General features: G+C 73.4%; 24 protein-coding genes. 13 read left to right on the top strand and 11 right to left on the bottom strand.

All coding sequences use genetic code 11. The features are described 5' to 3' along the window. Positions 1 to 46 precede the first annotated feature (46 nt). From AB0F11_RS12240 to AB0F11_RS12225, 4 genes are all read left to right on the top strand, one after another. Positions 47 to 265 (top strand): hypothetical protein, encoded by a 219-nt coding sequence (locus tag AB0F11_RS12240; RefSeq protein WP_362171275.1) that lies wholly within the window; start codon positions 47 to 49, stop codon positions 263 to 265. Between the two features lie 178 nt (positions 266 to 443). Then, positions 444 to 1,100 (top strand): TetR/AcrR family transcriptional regulator, encoded by a 657-nt coding sequence (locus AB0F11_RS12235; protein ID WP_362171272.1) that lies wholly within the window; start codon positions 444 to 446, stop codon positions 1,098 to 1,100. Between the two features lie 163 nt (positions 1,101 to 1,263). Next, on the top strand, positions 1,264 to 1,491 hold the full coding sequence (locus AB0F11_RS12230) for a DUF3107 domain-containing protein (protein ID WP_362171269.1): 228 nt from the start codon (positions 1,264 to 1,266) through the stop codon (positions 1,489 to 1,491). Positions 1,492 to 1,647: 156 nt separating this feature from the next. Continuing rightward, positions 1,648 to 1,947 carry a hypothetical protein gene (locus tag AB0F11_RS12225; RefSeq protein WP_362171547.1) on the top strand — a complete coding sequence of 100 codons (300 nt, stop codon included), beginning with the start codon at positions 1,648 to 1,650 and terminating at the stop codon, positions 1,945 to 1,947. A gap of 247 nt (positions 1,948 to 2,194) precedes the next feature. On the opposite strand, the gene AB0F11_RS12220 is transcribed toward AB0F11_RS12225, so the two are convergent. Continuing rightward, on the bottom strand, positions 2,195 to 2,953 hold the full coding sequence (locus AB0F11_RS12220; RefSeq protein ID WP_362171266.1) for a ferritin-like fold-containing protein: 759 nt from the start codon (positions 2,951 to 2,953) through the stop codon (positions 2,195 to 2,197). Between the two features lie 450 nt (positions 2,954 to 3,403). On the opposite strand from AB0F11_RS12220, the gene AB0F11_RS12215 reads away from it, so the two are divergent. The 3 genes from AB0F11_RS12215 to AB0F11_RS12205 all read left to right on the top strand — a co-directional run bounded on the left by AB0F11_RS12215 (position 3,404) and on the right by AB0F11_RS12205 (position 6,750). Further along, on the top strand, positions 3,404 to 5,515 hold the full coding sequence (locus AB0F11_RS12215) for a DEAD/DEAH box helicase (protein WP_362171263.1): 2,112 nt from the start codon (positions 3,404 to 3,406) through the stop codon (positions 5,513 to 5,515). Between the two features lie 125 nt (positions 5,516 to 5,640). Then, entirely contained in the window at positions 5,641 to 6,501 is an 861-nt protein-coding gene (locus AB0F11_RS12210; protein ID WP_362171260.1) for an alpha/beta hydrolase, read from the top strand. 96 nt (positions 6,502 to 6,597) lie between these two features. Continuing rightward, positions 6,598 to 6,750, top strand: a complete 153-nt coding sequence (locus AB0F11_RS12205) for a hypothetical protein (protein WP_362171257.1) — start codon at positions 6,598 to 6,600, stop codon at positions 6,748 to 6,750. A gap of 99 nt (positions 6,751 to 6,849) precedes the next feature. Here AB0F11_RS12205 and AB0F11_RS12200 read toward each other — a convergent pair whose 3' ends face one another. The 4 genes from AB0F11_RS12200 to AB0F11_RS12185 all read right to left on the bottom strand — a co-directional run bounded on the left by AB0F11_RS12200 (position 6,850) and on the right by AB0F11_RS12185 (position 9,873). Beyond that, a complete protein-coding gene (locus AB0F11_RS12200) occupies positions 6,850 to 7,455 on the bottom strand; it encodes a MarC family protein (RefSeq protein WP_362171544.1) in 606 nt (201 codons plus the stop codon). 108 nt (positions 7,456 to 7,563) lie between these two features. Continuing rightward, complete coding sequence (locus tag AB0F11_RS12195; RefSeq protein WP_362171541.1) at positions 7,564 to 8,430, bottom strand: PHP domain-containing protein; 867 nt, start codon at positions 8,428 to 8,430, stop codon at positions 7,564 to 7,566. Between the two features lie 155 nt (positions 8,431 to 8,585). Further along, entirely contained in the window at positions 8,586 to 9,227 is a 642-nt protein-coding gene (locus AB0F11_RS12190) for a DUF6758 family protein (RefSeq protein WP_362171254.1), read from the bottom strand. A 61-nt stretch (positions 9,228 to 9,288) separates the two neighbouring features. Further along, the gene (locus AB0F11_RS12185) at positions 9,289 to 9,873 is read right to left on the bottom strand and encodes a suppressor of fused domain protein (RefSeq protein WP_362171252.1); all 585 of its coding nucleotides are present in this window, start codon (positions 9,871 to 9,873) and stop codon (positions 9,289 to 9,291) included. Positions 9,874 to 10,257: 384 nt separating this feature from the next. Here AB0F11_RS12185 and AB0F11_RS12180 point away from each other — a divergent pair, with 384 nt between their 5' ends. Both AB0F11_RS12180 and AB0F11_RS12175 read left to right on the top strand, forming a co-directional pair. Beyond that, positions 10,258 to 11,373 (top strand): magnesium and cobalt transport protein CorA, encoded by a 1,116-nt coding sequence (locus tag AB0F11_RS12180; protein ID WP_362171249.1) that lies wholly within the window; start codon positions 10,258 to 10,260, stop codon positions 11,371 to 11,373. A 56-nt stretch (positions 11,374 to 11,429) separates the two neighbouring features. Next, the gene (locus AB0F11_RS12175; protein WP_362171246.1) at positions 11,430 to 11,951 is read left to right on the top strand and encodes a hypothetical protein; all 522 of its coding nucleotides are present in this window, start codon (positions 11,430 to 11,432) and stop codon (positions 11,949 to 11,951) included. A gap of 35 nt (positions 11,952 to 11,986) precedes the next feature. Here AB0F11_RS12175 and AB0F11_RS12170 read toward each other — a convergent pair whose 3' ends face one another. Then, entirely contained in the window at positions 11,987 to 12,787 is an 801-nt protein-coding gene (locus tag AB0F11_RS12170; protein WP_362171243.1) for a hypothetical protein, read from the bottom strand. Positions 12,788 to 12,995: 208 nt separating this feature from the next. Here AB0F11_RS12170 and AB0F11_RS12165 point away from each other — a divergent pair, with 208 nt between their 5' ends. The 3 genes from AB0F11_RS12165 to AB0F11_RS12155 all read left to right on the top strand — a co-directional run bounded on the left by AB0F11_RS12165 (position 12,996) and on the right by AB0F11_RS12155 (position 16,165). After that, entirely contained in the window at positions 12,996 to 14,270 is a 1,275-nt protein-coding gene (locus AB0F11_RS12165; RefSeq protein ID WP_362171240.1) for a CBS domain-containing protein, read from the top strand. Between the two features lie 184 nt (positions 14,271 to 14,454). Next, positions 14,455 to 14,961: a DUF1003 domain-containing protein gene (locus AB0F11_RS12160; protein WP_362171538.1), complete on the top strand. Its 507-nt coding sequence runs from the start codon at positions 14,455 to 14,457 to the stop codon at positions 14,959 to 14,961. A gap of 43 nt (positions 14,962 to 15,004) precedes the next feature. Then, positions 15,005 to 16,165 (top strand): Mrp/NBP35 family ATP-binding protein, encoded by a 1,161-nt coding sequence (locus tag AB0F11_RS12155; protein WP_361908626.1) that lies wholly within the window; start codon positions 15,005 to 15,007, stop codon positions 16,163 to 16,165. Positions 16,166 to 16,289: 124 nt separating this feature from the next. Here the strand turns inward: AB0F11_RS12155 and AB0F11_RS12150 are convergent, their stop codons facing one another. The 5 genes from AB0F11_RS12150 to sigE form a co-directional block, all read right to left on the bottom strand. Next, entirely contained in the window at positions 16,290 to 17,054 is a 765-nt protein-coding gene (locus tag AB0F11_RS12150; RefSeq protein ID WP_362171236.1) for a hypothetical protein, read from the bottom strand. Positions 17,055 to 17,191: 137 nt separating this feature from the next. Then, entirely contained in the window at positions 17,192 to 17,620 is a 429-nt protein-coding gene (locus tag AB0F11_RS12145) for a sec-independent translocase (RefSeq protein WP_362171233.1), read from the bottom strand. A 123-nt stretch (positions 17,621 to 17,743) separates the two neighbouring features. Further along, on the bottom strand, positions 17,744 to 19,267 hold the full coding sequence (locus AB0F11_RS12140) for a trypsin-like peptidase domain-containing protein (RefSeq protein ID WP_362171230.1): 1,524 nt from the start codon (positions 19,265 to 19,267) through the stop codon (positions 17,744 to 17,746). Between the two features lie 206 nt (positions 19,268 to 19,473). Further along, a complete protein-coding gene (locus AB0F11_RS12135; RefSeq protein ID WP_362171228.1) occupies positions 19,474 to 20,124 on the bottom strand; it encodes a zf-HC2 domain-containing protein in 651 nt (216 codons plus the stop codon). Continuing rightward, a complete protein-coding gene (gene sigE / locus AB0F11_RS12130; RefSeq protein WP_362171225.1) occupies positions 20,121 to 20,900 on the bottom strand; it encodes an RNA polymerase sigma factor SigE in 780 nt (259 codons plus the stop codon). Before sigE ends, AB0F11_RS12135 begins: the two co-directional genes overlap by 4 nt. A 143-nt stretch (positions 20,901 to 21,043) precedes the next feature. Here sigE and AB0F11_RS12125 point away from each other — a divergent pair, with 143 nt between their 5' ends. After that, positions 21,044 to 21,706: a class I SAM-dependent methyltransferase gene (locus AB0F11_RS12125; protein WP_362171223.1), complete on the top strand. Its 663-nt coding sequence runs from the start codon at positions 21,044 to 21,046 to the stop codon at positions 21,704 to 21,706. Positions 21,707 to 22,261 lie beyond the last annotated feature (555 nt).

The following is a 22,261-nucleotide window of genomic DNA, read 5'->3' as shown; positions in this document are numbered from 1 at the left end:
ATAGGTGGAGCAGGACCGCGAGGGGTGAGGGAAGAAGGGGAGCCAGATGAGTGTCGACCCCGCAGAGCCGGACACCTTCCGGGGCCGGATCCGGGAGGCCCTCGACGCCGAGGCGCCCGAAGCGGATGCGGCGGAGCAGCAGGCCGAGTTGCAGCCCGGCGACGACGACGACCGCGTCACCGGTGTGGACCGAGACGAGGCGACGGACGGGGACGCCGTCGAGCAGGCGCGGGTGGTGACCCTGGACGAGGACGAGTACCGCTGAGGGCGGCGGCCCGGGAGACTACCGTTTGGTAACCCCGCCGAGCACCGCTGACCAGCACATCCGGGTGGTCCGTACAGCGAGAAAACTCGGCTTGAACCCTACAGATTCGGTTACCGAAAAGTACGATGGCGGGCGCGGCGCAGAGCGCACTGTGTTCTTAGAGAAAGTGGGAGGCGGCGTGACAGCCATCGAGCAGACGGAGGCAGCGCGTCCCCGGGGCACGCGCCTGCCGCGCCGAGCCCGACGCAACCAGCTCCTGGGCGCGGCCCAGGAGGTGTTCGTCGCGCAGGGGTACCACGCGGCGGCGATGGACGACATCGCGGAACGGGCCGGGGTCAGCAAGCCGGTGCTGTACCAGCACTTCCCGGGCAAGCTCGACCTGTACCTGGCGCTGCTGGACCAGCACTGCGAGAACCTGCTGCAGTCGGTGCGCGGGGCGCTGGGGTCCACGACGGACAACAAGCTGCGCGTGGCCGCGACGATGGACGCCTACTTCGCGTACGTGGAGGACGAGGGCGGCGCGTTCCGGCTGGTCTTCGAGTCCGACCTGACCAACGAGCCGGCGGTGCGCGAGCGCGTCGACCGCGTCTCGCTGCAGTGCGCCGAGGCCATCTCCGACGTGATCGCCGAGGACACGGGCCTGTCGAAGGACGAGTCGATGCTGCTGGCCGTGGGCCTGGGCGGCGTCTCGCAGGTCGTGGCCCGGTACTGGCTGTCCAGCGAGAGCCCGGTGGCCCGCGACAAGGCGGTGGGGCTGCTGACCTCGCTGGCCTGGCGCGGCATCGCCGGCTTCCCGCTGCACGGCGCGGACGGGACCGGGGGCGGGCAGGCCTGAGCGGCGAAGCCGGCCGGAGCAGGGGGCAGGGGCCGCGGCCCGGTGTGGCCGGTGTTCGCTGCGAGCGTGCCCACACCGCCGCCTGCGCGTCCCCTCTCCGGGCTAATGTGGCCGGTGTACAGCGCGACTGATCGCGCACAACGACCGTCGGAGGGACAAAGCCGTGGAGGTCAAGATCGGCGTGCAGCACGCACCCCGGGAGATCGTGCTGGAGAGCGACTTGAGCGCCGATGAGCTCGAGAGCATCGTCTCCGCCGCGCTGACCGGTTCGGAGCCGCTGCTGAGCCTCACCGACACCAAGGGCCGCCGGGTCCTGGTGCCGTCCGACCGCCTGTCGTACGTCGACCTGGGCGAGCCGACCGCGCGCAAGGTCGGTTTCGGCGCGCTCTGAGGCATCGCGCGCCACCGCGCCGCGGCCCGCGCCGACGGCCGGAAGAACCGGGGGGAACGGCCCGGCGGATGTTCCGCCGGGCCGTTTCCCTTTCTTCCGCTTCGGGTAGGACGGCAGTGACTCGGTTCGCCCCCTGACCTGCGGGAGGCCCTCATGGTGCTGTTGGAAGCATTCGGCTCCGCCCTGCTGGGCCTGGCCCTGGCGGCCCTCGCCGCGCGCCTGCTCGCCCGGCGGCTGCCGTCCGCGCGGGTGGTGCTCCTCAGCGGGATGCTGGGCGCCCTCTTCGGTGCGTACCTCACGCAGTACGCGCTCGGCCCGGGGCACAACACCCTGACCGCGACGCTGGTCGGCTCGGTGCTGGTGGCGGCGGTGGTCCTGTCGCTGCTGCTGCGGCCGGGCACCGAGGGCCGCCGGCCGTCCCCGCGGGCGTCGTTTTCCCTCCCGTCGCGCGGCTGACCGGCCGCCGCCGGAGGAGGAGAAGGAGCCGCCCGAGCCCCCCGACCGCACCGAACCCCCGGAGAACTGAAGACACCCCGGCCCCGGAGCGCTGCTCGCGCGCCGGGGCCGGGGTGTGTCAGGGCGTCGGACCGTCGGACCTTCGGGCCCTCAGACCGTCAGGCCGCCGGCCCGTCGATCCGTCAGAAAACAGACCCGTCAGGCCGTCGGGTCCGTCGGTCCCTCGGACCGTCAGGACACAGCAGCGTCAGGCGGCGAGGCCCAGGGCCGCCATCCGCTTGGTGTGCGCCTTGGTGATCCGGGCGAACATCTCGCCGACGGCCGCCAGGTCGAAGCCGGCCGCCATCCCGTCCACGCCGCCGACCAGCATGGTGGACAGCGCGTCGCGCTCGGCGACCACGCGCTGGGCCTGCGAGAGCGCCTCGCCCATCAGGCGGCGCGCCCACAGCGCGAGCCGGCCGCCGCAGCGCGGGTCGGCCTCGATGGCGGCGCGGACCTTCTCCACGGCGAAGCCGCCGTGGCCGGTGTCGTCGAGGACGCCGACGACGAGGGCGCGGGTGTCGGCGTCGAGGTGCGTGGCGACCTCGCGGTAGAAGTCACTGGCGATGGAGTCGCCCACGTAGGCCTTGACCAGGCCCTCCAGCCAGTCCGACGGCGCGGTCTGGCGGTGGAAGTCGTCGACGCCCTTGGCGAAGGGCTCCATGGCGGCGGTGGGCTCGACGTCGATCGCCGCGAGCCGGTCACGCAGCCGCTCGAAGTGGTGGAACTCCGCGGAGGCCATCTTCGCGAGCTCGGCCTTGTCGTCGAGGGTGGGCGCGAGCTTGGCGTCCTCCGCGAGGCGTTCGAAGGCCGCGAGCTCGCCGTACGCGAGGGCGCCCAGCAGGTCCACGACGGCGGCCCGGTACTGCGGCGAGGCAGAGGCGGTCGCCCAGTCCTGGGCGGCGATCCCGCTCGCGTCGGCGGGGGCGCTGTCGTCGGCGGGCGAGGCGTTTTCAACGGTCGGCATGCACCGCACAATAGCCCGCCGGACCACGCTCGAGGTCACCACGTCACAGCGGTGTCCGTCCACCTAAACACGACGACCAGGTGAATTCACCCGACACGCCTGCGCGATTCCGGGGTACAGTGGTAAAGCGCCTGCCGGATACTCGGCGGGCCATCCGAATGAGGATGCCCGGTCGGTGGCCCGATCGGCTCCAACCCGACCGCCCTCGGCAGATGCGTACGTCCATGCGTCGCGTCCACGAGGGGCCCCCTCAGCGGCACAAGCGCTTGAGCGAAGGCCAGTGGTCCCGCGCAGCTTCGTACGTACGTCGCAGTACTGCAAGCCCGGCACGGTAGGACCCCCCTCTCGCCGCCTCACGCCGCGTCTCACAGAAGAGGCAGCACCCTGACTACGTTCCGAGAACTCGGGATCTTTCCCGAAACCGCCGAGGCCCTCGAAGCCGTCGGCATCGTGACCCCCTTCCCGATCCAGGAGATGACCCTTCCCGTCGCCCTCTCCGGCACGGACGTCATCGGCCAGGCGAAGACCGGAACCGGCAAGACGCTCGGTTTCGGCCTTCCGCTGCTGGAGCGGGTCGTCGTCCCCGCGGACGTCGAGGCCGGCCGGGCCACGCCCGAGCAGCTGTCCGACTCCCCGCAGGCCCTCGTCGTCGTCCCGACGCGCGAGCTGTGCACCCAGGTCACGAACGACCTGCTGACGGCGGGCAAGGTCCGCAACGTCCGCGTCCTCGCCATATACGGCGGCCGCGCGTACGAGCCCCAGGTCGAGGCGCTGAAGAAGGGCGTCGACGTGATCGTCGGCACCCCGGGCCGCCTGCTCGACCTGGCCGGCCAGCGCAAGCTCGACCTCTCCCGCGTCAAGGCCCTGGTCCTGGACGAGGCCGACGAGATGCTCGACCTGGGCTTCCTGCCCGACGTCGAGAAGATCATCAACCACCTGCCGGCCAAGCGGCAGACGATGCTGTTCTCAGCGACCATGCCGGGTGCGGTCATCGGCCTGGCCCGCCGGTACATGACCCAGCCGACGCACATCCGCGCCACTTCGCCCGACGGCGAGGGCGCGACCGTCGCCAACATCACGCAGCACGTCTACCGTGCGCACAACATGGACAAGCCGGAGCTCGTCTCCCGCATCCTCCAGGCCGAGGGCCGCGGACTGGCCATGATCTTCTGCCGCACCAAGCGCACGGCCGCCGACATCGCCGAGCAGCTGGAGCGCCGCGGCTTCGCCTCGGGCGCCGTCCACGGCGACCTGGGCCAGGGCGCGCGCGAGCAGGCGCTGCGCGCGTTCCGCAACGGCAAGGTCGACGTGCTGGTGTGCACCGACGTCGCCGCGCGCGGCATCGACGTCGACGGTGTGACGCACGTCATCAACTACCAGACGCCCGAGGACGAGAAGACCTTCCTGCACCGCGTGGGCCGCACCGGCCGCGCGGGCAACAAGGGCACCGCGATCACGTTGGTGGACTGGGACGACATCCCGCGCTGGCAGCTGATCAACAAGGCGCTGGAGCTGGACTTCCACGACCCGGTCGAGACGTACTCCACGTCCCCGCACCTGTTCGAGGAGCTGAACATCCCGGCCGGCACCAAGGGCATCCTGCCGCGCGCCGAGCGCGTGCGGGCGGGCCTGAAGGCCGAGGAGATCGAGGACCTGGGCGAGACCGGGGGCCGCGGCGGCCGTGGCGGCCGGGGTCCGGCCGCCTCCGCACAGCCCGCGGAGCGTCCCGCCCGCACCCCGCGCCAGCGCCGCCGTACGCGCGGTGGCGCCGAGGTGGAAGCCGGTTCCGTTCCCGCCGTCGAGACCGCCGATGCGGTGGTCCCGGCCGTCGCCGAGGCCCCCGAGGTCCCGGCCGCCGACGAGCCGCGCCGCCCGCGTCGCCGCCGCACCCGGGTGTCGGCCTCCGCTGCCGCCGCGGCCGCGGTGACCCCGGTCGCCGAGGCTCCCGCGTCCGAGGGCGCCACCGCCGTCAAGGTGGCCGAGGCCCGTGTCGTCGAGGCGCGCACCGCCGAGGCGCCGGTCGTCGAGGCGCCGGTCGCCGAGGCACCGGTCGCCGAGGCTCCCGTGGCGAAGGCTCCGGCCGCGCGCCGGGCCCGTACCCGCAAGCCCACGCAGACCTCGATCCTGGCCGCGGCCGCGGCCTCGCCCGTCGAGGCGGCGCCGGCGGTGCCGGCCGGGCCGGAGCCGGACTTCCAGATCGCCCCGCCGTCCGAGCCGGTCCGCGTCCGCCGTACGCGGGCCCCGCGCCAGGCAGCCCCGGCCGCCGCTGCCGCGGTGACCGCGGTGACCCCGGTCACCGAGGCGCCCGCCGCCGAGGAGGCTCCGGCGAAGGCCAAGCGCACCCGGACCCGCAAGGCCGTCGCGCCGGCGGCCGAGGCGGCCCCGGCCGCCGAGACGGTCGCCGCCGAGGAGGCTCCGGCGAAGCCGAAGCGCACCCGTACGCGCAAGACCGCCGCGGCTGCAGAGGCTCCGGTGGCCGAGGCCGCCGCGGCCGAGGAGGCCCCGGCGAAGCCCAAGCGCACCCGGACCCGCAAGGCCGTGGCGCCGGCCGCGGAGGCCTGAGCCCCGCCGTCGCCGTGAAGCGAGGCCCCGGTCCCCTTTCCCAGGGGCCGGGGCCTCGCTCCGTACGTGCCCCGCTGCGCCCCACCCGGTCTGGACAGTTTGCTACGGGCCGGTAACCTCGGGCCATGAGCAAGCCGCCCCGCCTGACGCTGCCCTCCCACGCCCGTGCGTACCGCCTCACGACCGCCCGCGGCGACTTCGCCGTGCACGAGGCCGGTGAGCCGCTGCGCGGCACGGCCCTGCTGGTCCCGGGTTTCACCGGCAGCAAGGAGGACTTCATCGGCCTCCTGGAGCCGCTGGCCGCCGCCGGGTACCGGGTCGTCGCCGTCGACGGGCGCGGCCAGCACGAGACCCCCGGTCCGCGCGAGGAGTCGGCGTACGCCCTGGAGGAGCTGGCGCTCGACGTGCTGGCGCAGGCGGCCGCGCTGGGCGACGGCAGCCCGGTCCACCTGGTCGGGCACTCGCTCGGCGGGCTGATCTCCCGGGCCGCGGTGCTGCGCGACCCGGCGCCGTTCGCGTCGCTGACCCTGATGAGCAGCGGGCCCGCCGCGATCTGCACCGCACAGCAGGAGCGGACCAAGCTGCTGGTCGCCGCCCTGGAGGCGATGCGGGAGGACATGCCGGGGATCTGGACGGCGATGCGCGCGCACGACCCCGAGGACGCGGTGCCGGACGGGCCCGAGCTGGCGGAGTTCCTGCGCGAGCGCTGGCTGGCCACCGTGCCCGAGCAGCTGATCGCCACGGGGCGGGTCCTGGTCTCCGAGCCGGACCGGGTGGACGAGCTGAGCGCGGTCGAGCTGCCGAAGCTGGTGCTCTCCGGCGAGGTCGACTACGCGTGGCCGGTCCCGGTGATGGACGACATGACACAGCGGCTCAAGGCGCGGCGGGTGATCGTACCGGGCGCCGAGCACTCCCCCAACGCGGAGAATCCGCAGGTCACGGCACGGGCGCTGGTCGAGTTCTGGGACTCCGCACGCACCTTGTAGTTAGCTAAAGAAAAAATTTCCTTAGCGTAGGGAATGTTTGCCTCATACACTTCGTTGGGAACAGTGCAAGGAGAACACTGACGAAGGGAGAAGCCGGTGCGCTTCGAGATTCTGCGCCTGGACGATGTCGACGGAACCGCCGTGGACAGCACCGTCGTGGACGCGGCCTCCGTCAACCGGATCGTGCAGAAGGCGGCCGCCATCGGCCAGCGCATCCTGATCCGACCGGCCGAGAGTGCGTCCTCCTGACACGCGGCACCACCACGACGTCGAACGCCCCCGCACCGGGTTCTCTCGGTGCGGGGGCGTTCGCGTGCCGCGGGGCGGGGCCGCAGGACGGCGCGGGCGTCAGGCCCCGCGCACCACCTGGAGCACGCCGTTGATGATCTGCTGGACGGCGATGGCGGAGAGCATCATGCCGGCGAGCCGCGTCACCAGGACGACGCCGCCGTCCTTGATGACCCGGATGATCACCAGCGAGTAGCGCATCGTGAGCCACAGGACCACGTGCATCGCGGCGATGGCGGTCCACACCGAGAGCTGCGCGCCGAACCCGTCCGCCTTCTGCACGGCCAGGATGACGGAGACGATCGCACCGGGACCGGCCAGCAGCGGCATGCCGAGCGGCACGAGGGCGACGTTGACGTCCTTGGTCTGCTTGGGCTCGTCGGTCTTGCCGGTGAGCAGGTCGAGCGCGATGAGCAGGAGCAGCAGGCCACCGGCGATCATCAGCGCCGGGACGGAGACGTGCAGGTAGTCCAGGATCTGCTGGCCGCAGATGCCGAAGACCGCGATGACGCCGAAGGCCACGCAGACGGCCTGCCAGGCCATCCGGCGCTGCACCTTGGCGGGCCGGCCGGAGGTCAGGGCGAGGAAGATCGGCGTGATCCCCGGAGGGTCCATAATCACAAAAAGCGTGAGAAATAGGGATCCGAAGACGGCGAAGTCGAACACAGTGATGCCTTGCATGGGGTGAGGGGTGCAACGAGGGAAAGGAAGAGGGGGCGCAGGGCGCGCACGTCGGCGTCCGTCCTCCCGGCGCGGGCGACCGGACAGGGGGCCTTACGCGCCCGCGGCTCCGCCGGCGCCCGGAACGGGGAAGGCGCCGAACGCGCGGCGCGTGATCTCGCCGTAGACCTCGGGGTCGGTCGTGTAGTCGCCGAGGCGGCAGGTCTTGCGGCTGCCGTGGTAGTCGCTGGAGCCGGTCGTGAGGAGTCCGAGCTCGCCGGCGAGTGCACGCAGCCGGTCGCGGGTGTCGGTGTCGTGCTCCATGTGGTCCACCTCGATCCCGTCCAGGCCGGCGGCCGCGAGCTCGGCTATCGCACTCTCGGGCACGCAGCGGCCGCGCTTGACGGCGGCGGGGTGCGCGAAGACGGTGACGCCGCCGGCGGCCTTGACCAGGCGGACGGCCTCGAACGGGTCGAGCTCGTGCTTCTCGGCGTACGCGCGGCCGCCGTCGGCGAGCCAGTCCGCGGTGAACGCGTCGGAGACGGTGGGCACGACGCCCAGTTCGACGAGCGCGGTGGCGATGTGCGGCCGGCCGACGGAGCCCCCGCCGGCGATCCGGGAGACCTGCTCCCAGGTGATGCCGACGCCCAGCGCCTGCAGCTTGCCGATCATGGTCTGCGCGCGGGGGGTCCGGTCGTCGCGCACGAGCTCGCGCTCGCGGGCGAGTTCGGGCTCCTCGGGGTCGAAGAGGTACGCGAGCAGGTGCATCGGGATGCCGTCGAGGCGGCAGGAGAGCTCCATGCCGGTGACGACGGTGAGCCCGGCCGGGGCCGCGGCGATGGCCTCGGCGTGTCCGGCGACGGTGTCGTGGTCGGTCAGCGCGACCACGTCGAGCCCGGCGGCGGCCGCGTGGCGGACCAGCTCGGCGGGGGTGTCGGTGCCGTCCGAGGCCGTGGAGTGGGCGTGCAGGTCGATGTGCACGGCCATGGCTCCAGGGGTCGCGGGTACGGGGGGACACCCCAGGATAACGCCCGGCCGCACCACCGGCCGACCGGCCCGGCAAACGGGGCGGGTCGGGGGCGGTCAGGGGCGGGTCGGGCGGGCGGGTGGTCAGGCGGTCGGGCGGCCCCGGACGGCTACGGGCCCAGGAGGCGGGGGCTCAGCGCGCCGCAGGGCATCATCTCGACCTCGGCACCCAGGTCCCGCATGTCCGTCAGGACCAGCTCGTCGTACAGCAGGAGGCCCGACTGCTCCGGCCAGGCGATCGCCCACAGCCAGATCCCCCGTGCCTCCCCGGCGAAGACGGCCCGGTCGTCCGGGACGCCCTTCAGGTGCCACAGCGGAGTGGGGCGGCCCGCCGCGACGACCTTGGTGTGGGGCGGGGACGACACGTCGATGTACGCACCGGGATCAAGCCCGTCGATCCCCGCGTACCGCGCGCCCAGCCCGACGCCCAGCTCCTCGGCGATCAGCAGCAGCTCCCCGACTCCGCCCAGCGGCCCGGGCCCCGAGCAGGCGACGGCCGTCGCCCGGCCCCCGCTGCGGTCGTCACCGGCAGCCGCCACCCCCGTGAAGAGCCATCCCAACGGCAGCGGCCACGGCATCCACACCGGCACCTGCGCCCGGTGGACCACCACCCCCAGGCCCTCGACGCTGGGCGGGATGACGGGCTGCAGCGGCTGCACCGCGCCGTGCACCGCGCACTGCCAGGAGTCGGAAAACAGACCGGGCGCCCTGACCCGGCCACCGCACTTCGGGCACGTTGGTTCGCCCCTCATAAGAAGCCACGCTCCTCCCCGCCCGGCGCGCCGTCAAGACACGATCACCCGTCCGGATGCCTCAGTCCAGCGTCACGGCCGTACGCAACGGGTCGCGCAGGTCGGTGCCGTGGGCGAGCCAGCGCTCCTGGAGCGCGGCCGCGCCGTGCACCCGCTTCCACGCCGCCTCGTTCGGCGTCATCGGCAGCAGCGGCAGGAACTGCACCGGGTCCATCGGCTCGTCCAGCTCCAGGTCCTCCACCAGCCCGCCCGGCTCGGCGACCAGCACGGAGGTGAACGGCGCCCCCTCCCACAGCGGCTCGCCCACGTCGAGGGAGGCGCCGGGGGCCACCACCAGCCCCTCCACCTGCGGCGACGCGGCCAGCACGGCGAGCGGGCGCAGCAGCCGGTCGGTGGGCGCGAGCCCCGCCCGCACCGTCAGCACCAGCTCGGCGCGCGGCCCGCGCACCGGATCGGCGACCACGGCGGTCGGGTCGGTCATCGGGTTCGCGGACATGCCGAGCGTCGCGTACCGCACGAGGTCGCCCTCGGTGAAGCGGAGCACCTCGATGCGGTCGGTGCCGAGGAACGTGACGGCGGCGCGGGCGTCGGGTTCGCCGAGCGCGCTGCGCAGCCGGGCTTCGACGAGAGCCAGAATTTCTGCCATGGGGCGAGCATAGAACTCGTATCAGGCGGGTAAAGGGCGGGTCTTGACCATCCGTCGGCTGATAGTGTTGACCGCTGGTCGGGGCCGCACGCAGAAGCGTTGTTTCGAGGCCCCGGCGACAGGAAGTCCCCCACGGGGGACCGGCCGGAGGAGGTGGGGACTGTCATGGACCGAAGTCGATCGTGCAGTACCAACCGCTCTTCCGCTCCCTGTGCGGGTGCGTCCCGCGCCGTTTGATCGTCCGATCAGCAGAAGAGCGACGGCAGAACGTCTTGTCCTCCCGTCCTGTTCCTTTCGCCCTGCCTTCCGGCCTGCCCGCCGGGGAGCCGAGCGGAGGGTCTCCCACCCGTGCGGTCCGCATCCGTGCGCGAGAAGGAGCCTGCCATGTCGATGCTGCCCTACCTGCGTGCCGCCGTACGTCCGGCCCTGCGCAAGTCCGCTGCCGTCCAGCCCGCCTACGACGCCACCCGCGACCCCTCGGCGAGCAGTGCCGTGGTCGACTGCGCCGTCTACCGCGACGGCCGGCGCGCCCTCGGTCCGTCGTGCCTGACGCCGCGTGAGGCGATCCGGCGCGTCCGCGAGGACGGCGGGTTCGCCTGGATCGGCCTGCACGAGCCGACCGAGGAGGAGTTCGCGGGGATCGCCGCCACCTTCGGCCTGCACCCGCTGGCCGTGGAGGACGCGGTGCACGCGCACCAGCGCCCCAAGCTGGAGCGCTACGACGACACCCTCTTCACGGTCTTCAAGACCATCCACTACGTGGAGCACGCCGAACTCACCGCCACCAGCGAGGTCGTGGAGACCGGCGAGGTGATGTGCTTCACCGGACCCGACTTCGTGATCACGGTCCGGCACGGCGGCCAGGGCTCCCTGCGGAGCCTGCGCCACCGCCTCCAGGACGACCCCGAGCTGCTGTCCAAGGGGCCCTCGGCGGTCCTGCACTCCCTCGCCGACCACGTCGTCGACGGGTACATCGCGGTCGCGGCGGCCGTGCAGGACGACATCGACGAGGTGGAGAACGCGGTCTTCGCCGCACCCGCCAAGGGCGTCGCCCGCGGCGGCGACGCGGGCCGCATCTACCAGCTCAAGCGCGAGGTGCTGGAGTTCAAGCGGGCCGTCGCCCCGCTGCTGCGGCCGATGGAGCTGCTCAGCGAGCGCCCGATGCGGCTGGTCGACCCCGACATCCAGAAGTACTTCCGCGACGTGGCCGACCACCTGGCGCGCGTCCACGAGCAGGTCGTCGGCTTCGACGAGCTGCTGAACTCCATCCTCCAGGCCAACCTCGCGCAGGCGACCGTCGCCCAGAACGAGGACATGCGCAAGATCACCTCCTGGGCGGCGATCATCGCCGTGCCGACCATGATCTGCGGGGTCTACGGGATGAACTTCGACCACATGCCCGAGCTCCACTGGAAGTACGGCTACCCGATGGTGATGGCCGCCATCGTCGGCTCCTGCTTCACCATCCACCGCGCACTGCGCCGCCACGGCTGGCTCTAGGGACGGCCCCCCGGGGCCCTGAAGGGGGCTGCGGCGCACCCCCTACTCTGGTGCGCATGACTCTCAGCACGCTCGACCTGGCCCTCGTCGAGGAGGCCACCAAGAAGTCCGGCCTGATCTGGGTCCGCGGCTCCGAGGGCGACCGCGCCCTGTGGCACGCCTGGGTGGACGGTGCGGCCCACGTGCTGGGCGACGGCCCCGGCGAGCAGCCGCTGCCCGGGCTGGCGGACGGCGCGGCCGCCGAGGTGACGGTGCGCAGCAAGGACAAGGGCGGCCGGCTGGTGGCCTGGACGGCGGCCGTACGGGAGCTCGCGCCGCACGGCGAGGCCTGGGAGGCGGCCGTGGCCGAGCTGAAGGGCAAGCGGCTGAACGCGCCCGACTCGGAGGAGATGACCGAGCGGTGGGCGCGCGAGTGCCGGCTGCTGCGGCTGGAGCCGGTCGCGGCGAGCACCGACCTGCCGGACGGCTCGCTGGCCGCGGTCCCGGTGGGCTCGCCGGCGGTCACCCGCCGGCCCGTCCCGGCGGGGCTGCCGAAGCTGCTGCTGAAGCGGAAGAAGGCGGCCCGCCAGGCCCCGTAGGCGGCCCGGGCCCGTAGGCCAGGCCCCGCCGGCGGCTACTTCGTCGGGTCGGAGCCCTGGCCCGTGCCCTTGCTGCCGCTGGGCGCCGGTGCGGGGCCGCCGCTCTGGTCCTTCGTCGTGGGCAGCTGGGAGCCGTAGTCGACGGTCTGGTCCTGCGCGGGCGCCTGCAGCGGGAACTGCTTGCCCCAGTCGGAGAGGTCGACCGCCCCCGCGCCGCCGGCCCGCTCCATCCGCAGCGGGTACGGGGTGCCCTCCAGGGAGACCGACAGCTTGCCGCCCTTGCCCTTGTCCCCCGCCGTGACCTGGACGGCGCGGGTGGTGCCGACCTTGGTGTACTCCTCGGTCTTGGCGAGCTTGCCGTCGAGGCCGAGCAGCCCGTCGAGCAGGACGTGCATGTCGGTGAAGCCGCGGAACTGCTTGTAGGTGGGGTCGCTGTCGGGGACCTTCACGTACTTGTCGCCGAGCTTGCCGGCCGAGTCGGACTTCCCCCAGAAGGCGGCGCTCGCCTTGAGGTAGAGCTGCTCGCCCACCCGCAGCAGCTGGAAGGTGTCCTCCTTGGACTTCACCTCGCCCGATCCGCCGTCCTTGCCCAGGCGGACGTCCAGCGCGTAGGTCTTGCCGCCGCTGACGAGGGTGCCCGACAGGTGCACCGAGGAGGCGGCGGCCGCCGCGGCCTTCGCCTTGCCCTCGATCTGCGCGGCGGACAGCTTGCCGACACCGTTGGTGCCCTCGTCGGGGTCAGCCCCGCATCCCGTGCCGGTGACGGCCAGGCCGGCGACCAGGACGCCGGCGAAGGCGGCCCGGCGCAGCCGTGCTGCGGGAAGGTGGGCGGTCACGGGCAGGTGCCTCTCGTCGTACGTCTTCGGGCAGCAGGCAGCGTACCCGCCCCCGTGCGGCGGCCCGCCCCCGCGGGGGCCCCGCACCCGCCGCGGCCCGCGCTGTCGGCGCCGTGCCCGGGCGGACCGCCCCACCAGGACGCCCGTGCCCCCCACCGGCTAGATTGAGGGTTCGCAGGAGTGGTGATCGAGGCTAGGAGGCGCTGGGATGGCCGCAGGCGCCCCGCGGATCTTCGTATCGCATCTGTCGGGTGTGCCCGTCTTCGACCCCAACGGCGACCAGGTGGGCCGTGTCCGGGACCTCGTCGCGATGCTCCGCGTCGGCGGCCGTCCGCCGCGGCTGCTGGGCCTGGTGGTCGAGGTGGTCAGCCGACGCCGGATCTTCCTTCCGATGACCCGGGTGACGGGTGTGGAGTCCGGACAGGTCATCACCACGGGCGTGGTGAACATGCGGCGCTTCGAGCAGCGCCCCACCGAGCGGCTGGTCCTGGGCGAACTGCTCGACCGGCGGGTGCGGCTGACCGCGACGGGCGAGGAGGTCACCGTCCTCGACGTGGCCATCCAGCAGCTGCCGGCCCGGCGCGACTGGGAAATCGACAAGATCTTCGTGCGCAAGGGCAAGGGGGGCGCGCTGCGCCGTCGCGGCGAGACCCTGACGGTGGAGTGGTCCGCGGTGACCGGCTTCTCGCTGGAGGAGGAGGGCCAGGGCGCGGAGAACCTGGTGGCGACCTTCGAGCAGATGCGCCCGGCCGACGTGGCGAACGTACTGCACCACCTGACGCCGAAGCGGCGCGCCGAGGTGGCCAGCGCCCTCGACGACGACCGGCTCGCGGACGTCCTGGAGGAGCTGCCCGAGGACGAGCAGGTGGAGATCCTCGGCAAGCTGAAGGAGGAGCGGGCCGCCGACGTCCTGGAGGCGATGGACCCCGACGATGCGGCCGACCTGCTGTCGGAGCTGCCGGAGGACGACAAGGAGCGGCTGCTGACGCTGATGCAGCCCGACGACGCGGCCGACGTGCGCCGCCTGCTGTCGTACGAGGAGAACACCGCGGGCGGTCTGATGACGACCGACCCGATCGTGCTGCGGCCCGACGCCACGGTCGCCGACGCGCTGGCCCGCGTACGGCAGGCGGACCTGTCGCCGGCGCTGGCCGCGCAGGTGTACGTGTGCCGGCCGCCGGACGAGACGCCGACCGGCAAGTACCTGGGCACGGTGCACTTCCAGCGGCTGCTGCGCGACCCGCCGTTCACGCTGGTCAGCTCGATCGTGGACACGGACCTGCCGCCGCTGCGCCCGGACGCCCCGCTGCCGGCGGTGACCAGCTACCTGGCCGCGTACAACCTGGTGGCCGTGCCGGTGGTCGACGAGGGCGGCGCCCTGCTGGGCGCGGTCACCGTGGACGACGTACTGGACCACCTGCTGCCGGACGACTGGCGCGAGACGGACTTCCACCACTCCGAGGAGGTCGTCCGTGGCCAGTGACCGGGGGCGCGAGCGCGAGCATGCCCGCGAGCGGCGCCGGGAGCAGATCCGGGAGCGGCGCGAGCAGGCGCGCGCCCAGGCGCGCGAGCAGGGCGGCCTCGTGGAGGCCTCGGAGCGGGTGGCCGAGCGGGCCGCGGAGCGGGCCGAGCGGGCCCGGGCCGGGCAGTCGACCGGGGCGAGCGCGCTGTCGCGCTCGCGGACCCGCCTGGACCAGCCGCGGGCGCCGCGGCGCTCGCTGCTGCCGGAGTACGACCCGGAGGCCTTCGGGCGGCTGTCGGAGCGGGTGGCGCGGTTCCTGGGCACGGGCCGGTTCATCGTCTATATGACGCTGGTCATCGTGGTGTGGGTGCTGTGGAACATCTTCGCGCCGGGCTCCTTGCGCTTCGACCGGTACCCGTTCATCTTCCTGACGCTGATGCTGTCGCTGCAGGCCTCGTACGCGGCCCCGCTGATCCTGCTCGCGCAGAACCGGCAGGACGACCGCGACCGCGTCAACCTGGAGCAGGACCGCAAGCAGAACGAGCGGTCCATCGCCGACACCGAGTACCTGACCCGGGAGATCGCGGCGCTGCGGATGGGCCTGGGCGAGGTCGCGACGCGCGACTGGATCCGCTCGGAGTTCCAGGACCTGATCAAGGAGATGGACGAGCGGCGCCTATTCCCGTCCGAGAGTGACGAAGGCGACCGTTAGCGGCCTTTCCTGCGGCAGGCTACCGAGCCGTACCATCGGGGGCATGGCTACCGACACAAGCTCCGCCGCCGTGCCCGAGCAGGACGCGATCCTGGACGCGCTGGCGACGGTGAACGACCCCGAGATCCACCGGCCGATCACCGAGCTCGGCATGGTCAAATCGGTGGAGATCGGCGACGGCGGCGCGGTCGCGGTCACGGTCTACCTGACGGTGTCGGGCTGCCCCATGCGCGAGACGATCACCAAGAACGTCTCCGAGGCCGTGGAGAAGGTTCCCGGCGTCACCTCCGTCGCCGTGTCCCTGGACGTGATGAGCGACGAGCAGCGCAAGGAGCTGGCGGCCTCGCTGCGCGGGGGCACCGCCGAGCGCGAGGTCCCGTTCGCCAAGCCCGGCTCGCTGACCCGCGTCTACGCGGTCGCCTCCGGCAAGGGCGGCGTCGGCAAGTCGTCGGTGACGGTCAACCTGGCCGCGGCGATGGCCGCGGACGGCCTCAAGGTCGGCGTCGTGGACGCCGACATCTACGGCCACAGCGTGCCGCGCATGCTGGGCGTGGACGGCAAGCCCACCCAGGTCGAGAACATGATCATGCCGCCGTCGGCGAACGGCGTGAAGGTCATCTCCATCGGCATGTTCACCCCGGGCAACGCGCCCGTGGTGTGGCGCGGCCCGATGCTCCACCGCGCGCTGCAGCAGTTCCTGGCGGACGTGTTCTGGGGCGACCTGGACGTGCTGCTCCTCGACCTGCCGCCGGGCACGGGCGACATCGCGATCTCGGTGGCCCAGCTGGTCCCGAACGCGGAGATCCTCGTCGTCACCACGCCGCAGCAGGCCGCGGCCGAGGTGGCCGAGCGGGCCGGCTCGATCGCCGTCCAGACCCACCAGAAGATCGTCGGCGTCGTCGAGAACATGTCCGGGCTGCCCTGCCCGCACTGCGACGAGATGGTCGACGTGTTCGGCACGGGCGGCGGCCAGAAGGTCGCCGACGGCCTCACCAAGACGGTCGGCGCGACCGTCCCGGTGCTCGGCTCCATCCCGATCGACGTGCGGCTGCGCGAGGGCGGCGACGAGGGCAAGCCGGTCGTCCTGTCCGACCCGGACTCCCCGGCCGGTGCGGCGCTGCGCACGATCGCGGGCAAGCTGGGCGGGCGCGCCCGCGGCCTGGCCGGCATGTCGCTGGGCATCACCCCGCGCAACAAGTTCTGACCCGGTTGTGGGCAATCGTTCCGCAGGGCGGAACGGGTGGGCACAACGAACGACGGCCGGCACCGGCCGCACAGCGCAAAGGGCACCGCGGCTCAGCGGTGCCCTTCCGCGTTCCCGGACCCCGCTACTCGTACGCCGTGAGGTCGCCGATCACCGAGAAGCCGAGCCCGTACGCGCTCATGCCGCGGCCGTAGGCGCCCAGGTGGACGCCGCCCGGGGCGGACCCGGCGAGCACCCAGCCGAACTCGGACTCGCGGTAGTGGAACGGGGTCGGCTCGCCGTCCACGGGGAGCGAGAGCGTCGACCAGTCGGGGCCGCCGAGGTCGTCGGCGAGCTCCCAGGCGGCCTCGGTCTGCTGCTCCAGCCAGTCGTCGCGCAGGCTGTGGTCCATCTGGCCGGGCCAGCTGTAGGCCAGCAGCCCGGAGCCGGCCAGCCAGGCCGCGGAGGAGACCGAGGTGGCCTCCAGGGTGCCCGTGCCGTCGCTGCTGCGGCGCAGCGGATTGCTCGCGACGGTGATGACCACCGCGAAGCGCTCCTTCTCGCCGGTGGCGATCTCGCCGCGCACGGACGGCTCGTCCCCGTGGCCGGTGGAACCGTGCTCGACGGTCCCGTCGGCGCCGGTGCCCACCTGCATCAGCCAGCGGGGGCCGGTGAAGGCCCCGTCCAGCCCGTACCAGGGGAAGTCGGCCCGCAGGAAGCTCTCGGCCGTCCGGCGGGCCGCCGGGACGGGGGCGGCGGCTTCCTGCGGCGGGGCGGGGGTCGTCTGCGCAGATGCGGCGGGTGCGGCAGGTGCGGCGGCGGGTGCAGTGGGTGCGGCGGGTGCGGCGGCTGGTGCCTCTGGTGCTTCGGCGGGCTGGGTGCCCACCCGGCTACTGCTCGTCGTCTCCATCGATGCGGCCTCTCGTTCCGTTGGGTCCGGAACGGCCCTCCCCCACACCTCGTCGGGGGGACCCCCACCTCGGGCGTCCTGTGTCCGGACTCATGGAGGATAGCCACCGGACACCGGATCACCGGGCAGGCTCGGGCTCAGGTGGCGTCGGCGTCGAACGGGGTGCGCTGCTCGGCGGCCGGAGCGGCGGGCTTCTTCAGCAGGTCGGGCCCGGCGGCGGAGGTGCCCGCGGCGGCCGGCTCGGTCTCGCGACTGTTGACCGCGTCGGTGACCTCGTTCAGCTCCTGGCGCAGGTCGAAGCTGCTGCGGATCTCCCGCAGGTCCTCGTTCTCGGCGAGCTGCTTGCGGATGAACGTCTTCGGGTTCAGGTCCTCGAACTCGAAGTCCTTGAAGTCCGGGCCCAGTTCGGAGCGGATGTCCTGCTTGGCGCTCTCGGAGAAGGCGCGGATCTTCCGGATGACGCCCATGACGTCCTGGATGACCTTGGGCAGCTTGTCCGGGCCGAAGACGAGGATGGCCAGCACCACGATGGTGACAAGCTCGAGTGCGCCTATGTCGTTGAACACCTTGCCGCTCCTCGGCTCTCTTCACTCCAGGCCACCACACACGGTACCCGGCGTTGTCACCGCTCCCCTACATCGGTACTGCTTCGGCCCGGTTTTCGGTGCTACTTCACCAGGTGTATCCCGTCAGGCCCCGTCCGCCGAGCCCAGGACCAGCTGCAGGGTGCGCTCCTGGCCGTCTCGGAGCACGGTCAGGGTCAGCGGGTCGCCGGGGCGGTACGAGCGGATCTTGATGATCAGCTCGTCGCCGCCGTGGACGCGCGTGCCGTCCACCTTGGTGATCACGTCGCCGCCCTTGACCCCGGCGCGGGCGGCCGGCCCGCCGGGGGTGACGGCGGGCTTGCCGCCCTCGCCCTTGGTGCCGACGCGGGCGCCGTCGCCGGTGTACTCCATGTCGAGGGTGACGCCGATGACGGGGTGGGTGGCGTGGCCCGTGCGGATCAGCTCCTCGGCGACGCGCTTGCCCTGGTTGACGGGGATGGCGAAGCCGAGGCCGATGCTGCCGCTCTGCTTCTCGGTGTCCGCCTTGTCGGCCCCGCGGATGGCGCTGTTGATGCCGATCACGCGGGCCTTGGCGTCGAGGAGCGGGCCGCCGGAGTTGCCGGGGTTGATGGGGGCGTCGGTCTGCAGGGCGTCGACGTAGCTGATGTCGCTGCCGTCGCCCTTGTCGCCGCCCGCGGTGATGGGGCGGCCGGTGGCGCTGATGATGCCGGCCGTGACGGTGTTGGAGAGGTCGAAGGGCGCGCCGATGGCCACCACCGGGTCGCCGACCTTCACGTTCTCGGAGTTGCCGAGGGCCAGCGGCTTCAGGCCCCGTACGCCGTCGACCCGGACGACGGCCAGGTCGTACCCGCTGTCCTGGCCGACCAGCTCGGCGGCGACGCTCTCGCCGGTGCTGAAGGTGACGGTGATGTCCTTGGCGCCGGCGACGACGTGGTGGTTGGTGAGGATGTGCCCCTGGGGGTCGAGGACGAAGCCGGTGCCGGTGCCCCCGCCCCCGCTGCCGCGCACGTGCAGGGTGACCACGCCGGGCAGTGCGGTGGCGGCGATGCCGGCCACGCTGTCGGGGGCCCGGTCCTTGCCCTCCACGGCCGCCTGGGGGAGTTCGAGCCGGGTGCTGCTGCTGCGCTCGGCGAGTACCCCGAGCCAGCCGCCGATCCCGCCGGCGAGCAGCGCGACCCCGACGCCGAGCACGACGACGTGCCGCAGCCGCACCACCCGCCCGCCGGCCGCCTTGCCCCGCTGCCCGTCGAGCTGCAGCGGCCCCACCGCCCCGGCACCCCATGGGTCGTACGCAGCCGGCACGGGCACGCCCTGCTCCGCGGCGGGCTCCGCCGCCCCGGGGTCGGCCGCTGCCACGGCGTCGGCCGCCGCGCCGCTCTCTGCGGCGGGCCCGTCGGGCCCCGCGGGGCCGGCTGCCGCGGCCGCGGCGGGATCAGCGGCCGGGTCGGCAGTGCCGGGCGCGACGGACTCCGCTGCGGCGGGAGCGTCTTCCGGTGCGGGGACAGCGGCGCCGGGGTCGGCTTCCGCCGCGGGCTCCGCGTCAGCGCGTGCTGCGGGGCCGCCGGGACCGGGCTCGGGAGCGGCGGCGGGCGCGTCCGCGGGGTGGGGGCGGCCCGGAGCCGGTTCGGAGTGGTGCTGGTCGGCCATGGGCGCTCCCCGGATACCTGTGGCACCGCAGGGCGGCGCATCTGCCGCCAGATTCAACCAGGTCGCGGCACGGCCGGGGCAGGCGCCCCCGCGGCCGCACGGCCCGGGCGGTGCGCCCGGGCCGTCCCTTCCCGATCCCCCAGCCCGGCCGGGCGGTGCCCCCGGAGCCCCACCGCCCGGCGGCGGCGCCGGTGGCGGGCATGCGCCTAGCGCAGCAGCGAGACCCGGTGCGGCGAGGGGGCCACGGTGGGCGCGGCCGGCGGCGTGGGCCCGGTCGGACGCGGGGCGACGGCGAATCCGGACCGGGGCTCCCGGTCGCGGACGACGGCGTCGGCCGCGGAGACCGCCGGGCCGGGCGCGATGGACGCTGGCGCGACGGACACCGCGGGTCCGGGCCGGGACGTCGGGAACTCGCCCCGCACGTTCGGCTCGACGGAGTCCAGCGGCAGCGAGCCGCCGAGCGCGATCGCGGCCAGCGACACCGCTCCGGCCGCCACGAACGCGAAGCGCCGCCGCGGCCGGCCGACCTCGTGGATGCGGAAGCCCTGCTGCGGAGGTTCGGGAGCGGCCTGGTACCCGAAGAGGTCGGCACCGGGCGGTCCCGAAGGCCCGTCGGGACCCCCGCCGGGCAACTGCTGGAGCCGCGCCAGCAGTCCGGCCGACAGCGGCGGCGGCGCGCTCTCCACGAACAGGGTCTTCAGCCGGCGCTGCGCATCGGCCTCGGCCTTGCACTTGGGGCACGTGGCCAGGTGTGCCAGGACCCGCTCGCGCGCGTCATGGCCCAGCTCCCCGTCGACGAGGGCGGCGAGACGGTCGCCGAGGTGCTGTTCGGCGGGGGACGGACTGACTCCGCTCACTCGGCTCCGCCCTCTCCCCCGGCGCCCGGGGCGCCCATCACGACCCCGGCCAGCGCCCGCTGCTCCGCGCGGGCCTCGGGCGAACGGTGCTTGAGCGCCTTGCGCAGGTGCGAGCGGCCCCGGTGGATCCGGCTGCGCACGGTGCCGAGCTTCACGCCGAGCGTGGCGGCGATCTCCTCGTACGACAGGCCCTCGATGTCGCACAGCACCACGGCCGCGCGGAACTCGGGCGCGAGCGTGTCCAGCGCCTGCTGCACGTCGGCGTCGAAGTGGGTGTCGTGCAGCACCTGCTGCGGGGACGGCTCACGGCTCGGCAGCCGCTCGGCGGCGTCCTCGGCGAGCGCGTCGAAGCGGATGCGCTGCTTGCGGCGGACCATGTCCAGGAAGAGGTTCGTGGTGATGCGGTGCAGCCAGCCCTCGAACGTGCCCGGCGTGTACGTGGACAGCGAGCGGAAGACGCGGACGAAGACCTCCTGCGTCAGGTCCTCGGCGTCGTGCTGATTGCCCGTCAGGCGGTAGGCGAGGCGGTAGACCCGGACGCTGTGCGTGCTGACGATCTCCTCCCATGAAGGAGGGGTCCACGCCTGGGAGCCCGCATCGGCGGCAAAGGTCGCGGTGGTTGCGGTCGCGGCGGTGTGGAAGCGGTCAGCGGTGTCGGTCACGGATTTCGGCTCACCCGCCGACCAGAAGAGACGCCTCAACACGCCTCGACGATCCACAGGCGCAGCCGCACCTCCCCTATCGGCTCTGGTGGTGTCCAGTGGAGTCCCTACCATAGCCACCCCTCCCGTCAGCTCTGGATAAGCGTTTTTGCCCTAACTTTGCACAGGTCGCTGCGGCGGCGCGGCGCCCGATCGGCTCTCCTCTCCAACGCCCGGTCCCATCTGCGGGTTCCCGACGTCAGCGGATACAGTCACCGTTGCGCCAACTATGGGGACAGGAGAGGGTCATTACCGGCAACCGGCAGACGAGCTGGGCGTTCGCCGACGCGTTTGTCGCCGAGGACGACGCTCTGCGGTGGGCCCGCGACCGGGCCAGGGAAGCGGGCCTGCGCGCCGTCTCCCCCGGCACCGGGGCCGCGCTGCGCCTGCTCGCCGCCACCGCCGACGCCAAGGCCGTCGCCGAGATCGGTACGGGGACCGGCGTCTCCGGCATCCACCTGCTGCACGGCATGCGGCCGGACGGGGTGCTGACCACCGTGGACCCCGAGGCCGACCGGCAGGCCTTCGCCCGCCAGGCCTTCCGTGCCGCCGGATTCGCCGGCAACCGCGCCCGCTTCATCCCCGGCCGGGCCCTGGACGTGCTCCCCCGGCTCGCCGACGGCGGGTACGACCTCGTCTTCTGCGACGGGGATCCCGCCGAGTCCCTCGACTACCTCGCCGAATCGTTGCGCCTGCTGCGTCCCGGGGGGCTGGTGTGCTTCGAGGGGGTCTTCGCCGACGGGCGGACGGTGGACTCCTCCGCCCAGGAGACCGAGGTCCTTCGCGTACGGGAGCTGCTGCGCGGCGTGCGCGAGAGCCCGGCCCTGGAGGCGGCCCTCCTCCCGGTGGGCGACGGCCTCCTCTGCGCCGTCCGGCGCTGACCCGGCCCGCCGCGCCTCGGCCCAGCCACGCGTTCACGGCGCCGACCGCCGCGAGTGCCTCGCCCGCTGTCGCAGCGGGGCCGGCCACCCCGGCTCCGCCGACACCCGAGCCCGGACCCCGGCAAACCCAGCCCCGCCGACCTTCGAAGCCGAACCCCGGCAAACCCAGCCCCGCCGACCTTCGAAGCCGAACCCCGGCAAACCCAGCCCCGCCGGCATTTGGGTCGCGGGGTTTGGGCGGCGCCCCAGAAGCCCGACCGGCTTCGCCGACACCTGAGCCGCAGGCCGGCCACCCCGGCTCCGCCGACGCCCCAACCCCGGCAGCCGGCAAACCCAGCCCCACCGACCTGCGAAGCCGAAGCCCGGCAAAACGAGCCCCGTCGGCGATTGAGGCGCGAGGCCTGGGGCGGCGCCCCAGCAACCCCGGCCCCATCCGCCTTCGCAGCCGGGCTCCGGCAAATCCAGCCCCGCCGGCGTTTGAGGCGCGGGTCCGGGCGGAGCCCGGTGCCCGGCGGAGCCGGGTTCCCTGGGGCTCCGCCCCACACCCCAGATCGG

The sequence above is a fragment of the Streptomyces sp. NPDC032472 genome (assembly GCF_040636955.1).
Lineage (GTDB): Bacteria > Actinomycetota > Actinomycetes > Streptomycetales > Streptomycetaceae > Streptomyces.
This window is presented reverse-complemented; position numbering and strand designations above follow the sequence as displayed.

Bases quoted from the DNA above. Each gene is read 5' to 3' on its own strand.
- AB0F11_RS12240 (WP_362171275.1), top strand. From the start codon at position 47: ATGAGTGTCGACCCCGCAGAGCCGGACACCTTCCGGGGCCGGATCCGG.
- AB0F11_RS12220 (WP_362171266.1), bottom strand. From the start codon at position 2,953: ATGCCGACCGTTGAAAACGCCTCGCCCGCCGACGACAGCGCCCCCGCC.
- AB0F11_RS12210 (WP_362171260.1), top strand. From the start codon at position 5,641: ATGAGCAAGCCGCCCCGCCTGACGCTGCCCTCCCACGCCCGTGCGTAC.
- AB0F11_RS12190 (WP_362171254.1), bottom strand. From the start codon at position 9,227: ATGAGGGGCGAACCAACGTGCCCGAAGTGCGGTGGCCGGGTCAGGGCG.
- AB0F11_RS12185 (WP_362171252.1), bottom strand. From the start codon at position 9,873: ATGGCAGAAATTCTGGCTCTCGTCGAAGCCCGGCTGCGCAGCGCGCTC.
- AB0F11_RS12180 (WP_362171249.1), top strand. From the start codon at position 10,258: ATGTCGATGCTGCCCTACCTGCGTGCCGCCGTACGTCCGGCCCTGCGC.
- AB0F11_RS12175 (WP_362171246.1), top strand. From the start codon at position 11,430: ATGACTCTCAGCACGCTCGACCTGGCCCTCGTCGAGGAGGCCACCAAG.
- AB0F11_RS12165 (WP_362171240.1), top strand. From the start codon at position 12,996: ATGGCCGCAGGCGCCCCGCGGATCTTCGTATCGCATCTGTCGGGTGTG.
- AB0F11_RS12155 (WP_361908626.1), top strand. From the start codon at position 15,005: ATGGCTACCGACACAAGCTCCGCCGCCGTGCCCGAGCAGGACGCGATC.
- AB0F11_RS12150 (WP_362171236.1), bottom strand. From the start codon at position 17,054: ATGGAGACGACGAGCAGTAGCCGGGTGGGCACCCAGCCCGCCGAAGCA.
- AB0F11_RS12140 (WP_362171230.1), bottom strand. From the start codon at position 19,267: ATGGCCGACCAGCACCACTCCGAACCGGCTCCGGGCCGCCCCCACCCC.
- sigE (WP_362171225.1), bottom strand. From the start codon at position 20,900: ATGGTAGGGACTCCACTGGACACCACCAGAGCCGATAGGGGAGGTGCG.